At 50.0% G+C, this 4,319-nt stretch carries 5 protein-coding genes; 2 read left to right on the forward strand and 3 right to left on the reverse strand.

What is annotated here, in order from left to right:
- Both Q7O77_RS15085 and ilvL read right to left on the reverse strand, forming a co-directional pair.
- Nucleotides 1-616, reverse strand: a 616-nt coding sequence (locus tag Q7O77_RS15085) for a thiamine pyrophosphate-binding protein (RefSeq protein ID WP_304169194.1), incomplete at its 3' end; no start/stop codon positions are given.
- Between the two features lie 141 nt (nucleotides 617-757).
- Nucleotides 758-856, reverse strand: a complete 99-nt coding sequence (gene ilvL, locus Q7O77_RS15090) for an ilv operon leader peptide (RefSeq protein ID WP_071999801.1) — start codon at nucleotides 854-856, stop codon at nucleotides 758-760.
- Between the two features lie 332 nt (nucleotides 857-1,188).
- On the opposite strand from ilvL, the gene Q7O77_RS15095 reads away from it, so the two are divergent.
- Nucleotides 1,189-2,715: a YifB family Mg chelatase-like AAA ATPase gene (locus tag Q7O77_RS15095; RefSeq protein ID WP_304169187.1), complete on the forward strand. Its 1,527-nt coding sequence runs from the start codon at nucleotides 1,189-1,191 to the stop codon at nucleotides 2,713-2,715.
- Between the two features lie 50 nt (nucleotides 2,716-2,765).
- On the opposite strand, the gene Q7O77_RS15100 is transcribed toward Q7O77_RS15095, so the two are convergent.
- Nucleotides 2,766-3,104 carry a DUF413 domain-containing protein gene (locus tag Q7O77_RS15100; RefSeq protein WP_304169189.1) on the reverse strand — a complete coding sequence of 113 codons (339 nt, stop codon included), beginning with the start codon at nucleotides 3,102-3,104 and terminating at the stop codon, nucleotides 2,766-2,768.
- Nucleotides 3,105-3,222: 118 nt separating this feature from the next.
- Here Q7O77_RS15100 and hdfR point away from each other — a divergent pair, with 118 nt between their 5' ends.
- Nucleotides 3,223-4,065, forward strand: a complete 843-nt coding sequence (hdfR, locus tag Q7O77_RS15105; protein WP_304169191.1) for an HTH-type transcriptional regulator HdfR — start codon at nucleotides 3,223-3,225, stop codon at nucleotides 4,063-4,065.
- Nucleotides 4,066-4,319: the final 254 nt, after the last annotated feature.

A 4,319-nucleotide genomic window follows, 5' to 3' on the forward strand; every position in this document is an offset into this window, starting at 1 on the left:
CTCGTGGGCTCGGAGATGTGTATAAGAGACAGGCCAGCAACGTATTGGCATCTGTCAGCGCCTGCGTCGGCAGGCTGCCGGTCTCTGCCGGAGAGAAAACGTAAGGGGTAAATTCGCCGCCTTCGGCCAGCTGTATGTCTTTGGGAATATCGACCAGTACCGGTCCCGGACGCCCACTTTGAGCAATCGCAAAGGCTTCCGCCATGATTTCCGGCAAGGATTCAAGGGAGTCGACAAGAAAGCTATGTTTAGTACACGCCAGCGAGAGGCCAAGAACATCTATTTCCTGAAAGGCGTCGGTCCCAATCAGTGAAGACCCAACCTGACCGGTGATCGCCACAATCGGTACCGAGTCCAACAGTGCGTCCGCCAGACCAGTAATCAGGTTGGTCGCGCCCGGGCCGGAAGTCGCAATGCAGACGCCGACTTTACCCGTTGCACGGGCATAGCCGATGGCGGCCATCGCAGCGCCTTGTTCATGGCGGCATAGCAGGTGATCGACGCCCCCGTCATACAATGCATCATAAACTGGCATGATCGCGCCACCAGGATAGCCAAATACACTATCCACTCCCTGCGCTCGCAACGCTTGTACCACCCACTGAGCCCCATTCATAGTCATTTCCCCAACTTCTTACGGGTATGGCAGAATTTTATGCTACTGAACATTCTCTGCTCCCTTGTTACGAATACCGACCCCATAAAAAAACCCCCGACCATTTGGTGCGGGGGTTTTTCTTGAATTCGGCCTTGATTTTTAAGCCATTCTTCGTCCAAGTGCTGCCCCGCACGGTAGGTTAATAATCACCACCACGCTAATGACGACTAGGCTAATCACGAGGGCAAACGCTTTCATTTTTCGGTTTATTCATTAATCAGTGTCGAACGAATGACTACAGAGTTACCATAGTCAGACGCGGCATGACAACATTTTTTTTCCGTGATTATTTGATTGCTTCAGTCCTAAGCCAAATAAAATTCTTATTATTCAGTTATTAAATTTAATAAAGGACTTCAATAGCCGATTTCGATTTTTTACTCGGCGCGGACTGAATACCGCGTGGAGAAGTTTTCCAAACTGGCATGACCACCCCGAATAATTTCCTCGCACCGCTTCGCAAAATCATGCGGACTTTCTTTTGCCACGAAAAACGACGGGCATAATCCTCCGCAAAAGGAGGAAACACGATGACACTCGCCATAGCGTTTACCCGGGCAACCATCGGCATGCAGGCTCCAGAGGTCTCCATCGAGGTACACATCAGCAATGGGTTGCCTGCACTCACACTGGTTGGCCTGCCGGAAACCACCGTCAAGGAGGCGCGCGATCGGGTGCGGAGCGCCCTGCTTAATTGCGGTTTCACCTTTCCTGCCAAACGTATTACCGTCAATTTGGCGCCTGCGGATCTTCCCAAAGAAGGCGGACGCTACGATCTTCCCATCGCTTTAGCGATTTTGGCGGCTTCTGAACAGGTTCCTGGTAACACACTGAGCGAGTATGAATTCCTGGGGGAGTTAGGCCTCTCAGGAGCGCTACGTGGCGTTAACGGTACTATCTCGGCAGCCTTAGAAGCGCAGAAAGCAGGCCGACGCTTGATCGTCCCTGAAGATAATCAGCGAGAGATGGCGCTCATTCCAGAAGGTGAAGCTCTGCTGGCGAATCATTTACTGCAGGTATGCGCTTTTTTACATGGAAAGTTAACGCTGTCGTGCAACCGGCTTTTACCTCCTGAACCACACCATTCGGAGTCAGAGCTTGATTTACAGGATATCGTGGGTCAGGAACAGGCCAAGCGGGCGCTGGAAATTGCCGCGGCTGGAGGTCATAACCTGCTATTCCTCGGCCCGCCGGGTACGGGGAAAACCATGCTTGCAAGTCGGTTGGCTGGATTGATGCCGCCGCTTAATGACTCAGAAGCGCTGGAAAGCGCGGCGATAAATAGTCTGGCGAGCTGCTATAACGGACCGGATAAGTGGCGTAGCAGGCCGTTTCGCGCGCCGCATCACACGTCGTCCATAGCAGCGCTGGTTGGCGGTGGCTCGTTGCCTAAGCCAGGAGAAATTTCTCTCGCTCACAACGGTATTCTGTTTCTTGATGAATTACCGGAATTTGAACGACGCGTGCTTGATTCGCTTCGAGAACCGCTTGAATCGGGAGAAATCGTTATCTCGCGAGCCAGAGCGAAGGTTTGTTATCCCGCACGATTTCAACTGGTGGCAGCGATGAATCCGAGCCCATCCGGACACTATCAGGGCATCCACAACCGCATGCCAGCACAGCAAATTTTACGTTATCTGAATCGCCTCTCAGGTCCTTTTCTGGACAGGTTCGATATTTCTATCGAAGTGCCGCTGTTACCGCCGGGCATTCTACGCAAACAGCGTAGCCAGGGAGAAGATAGCGCTACAGTGCGTGCACGTATAATGGCAGCCCGACAACGGCAAATAGAACGCGCGGACAAGATAAACGCCTACCTCAGCCCACGGGAAATTGAAACACACTGTCATCTGACATCCGAAGATGCGCAATATCTTGAGGAGGTTATGAGTAAGCTAGGACTTTCTGTACGCGCATGGCATCGGATTTTAAAGGTTGCCCGCACCATTGCAGACCTGTCGGAGGAAGTCAGTATTAAGCGAAAACATCTCGCCGAAGCACTGAGCTATCGTTGTATGGATCGGTTATTGATTCAACTGCATAAGAATTTGGCATAAGACACAGACGTCAGCCATAGGGCAGAAATGGGGACTGAGTCCCCATTTTATTAATCATCGCTTTCAGTGAACTCTTCAACTGTGTCCATCTGCGGTTTTCCACCCGATAAAGTGTGAAAACGTTTGGGACGGCGAACACGTGCCGTATATTTGGCCCAGATTTTTTCCAATTCCGTTTCAGGCTTGCGTTCACCGTGACAAACGGCCAAAAACTGGATTTCTTCATCCGTGTTCGGCTGACGTTTACCGATATCAAGCTCGTTCAACGCATGGCCATGACGCTCCAACAGTTGAGCTTCTTTAATCGTAAAGTCACCGTGTCGAGAAAAACCACGTGGATAGAATTTGTTATCAAAAAAACGACTGGTTGTTGAGAAGCTTTCTGCCATTTTACACGCTCCTAATGCTTTATGGTCGTGCCCTTTATGGCGCGGAGTATTAGATAGGCTTGACTTCCTGTAAAACAAAACATTTAAATCATCACGACAAATTTTTTTGGAGAAAGGCATGGACACCGACTTATTGAAAACCTTCCTGGAAGTGAGCAGAACCAGGCACTTCGGTCGTGCTGCGGAATCACTCTATCTGACACAGTCGGCAGTTAGCTTTCGTATCCGTCAACTTGAGAACCAACTTGGCGCAAATCTGTTTACTCGTCATCGCAATAATATTCGCCTGACGCCAGCTGGCGAGAGGTTGTTACCTTATGCAGAGAACCTAATTGGAACCTGGTCTATCGCAAAGAAAGAGGTTGCTCGTTCGCAGCAACATAGCCTTCTCTCCATCGGTGCTACCGCCTCTTTGTGGGAGACCTATTTAGCGTCGTGGCTTAACGAACTGTATCTGCAACGGCCGCTACTTCAATTGGAAGCCAGAATCGCGCTACGGCAATCTCTGGTGCAACAGCTACTGGAGAGACAGCTGGATCTCCTTATCACAACTGAACCCCCAAAGATGGAAGAGCTTGCCAGCCAATTACTGGGGAACTTCTCGTTATCGCTTTTTACAATCAGGGGGGAGCAATCAAAAGAAGACCTCCCCTATATTAGACTCGAGTGGGGAGCCGATTTTCATCAACAGGAAAACCGATTATTTCCGAGCGACCATACGCCCGTGCTGACAACCACGTCAGCGCAGCTAACGCGCCAGTTTATATCGACTTTGAGAGGCTGTGCATTTCTACCTAACCACTGGCAACAGCAGTATGAAGAGCTGCAAATTATCGATGACGCACCTGTAGTTAGCCGATCTTTTTATGCCGTATGGCTGCAAAATAGCGATCAGCAGGCATTGATAAGGCAGTTACTGAAAGTCCCTATTACGCTGTCAGATACCCTCACGACTGAGTAGTTGGAAGGCAGAAACGCGGTGAGCAAATGCGTTTTTGCGATCCGCGGATGACTCAACGTTGAGGAAATTGAATGAGATTTAAAGCCGGAAGAAAGATATGCCTGAGGAGTTGAAATCATTCATTTTATGAATACAAAAAAGACAAAAAAAAACCCTTCACATTAATGTGAAGGGTTATTTCTTGGCAGGGGCGGAGAGACTCGAACTCCCAACACCCGGTTTTGGAGACCGGTGCTCTACCAATTGAACTACGC

It is taken from the genome of Lonsdalea britannica, assembly GCF_946477055.1.
Classification (GTDB): Bacteria; Pseudomonadota; Gammaproteobacteria; order Enterobacterales; family Enterobacteriaceae; genus Lonsdalea; species Lonsdalea britannica_A.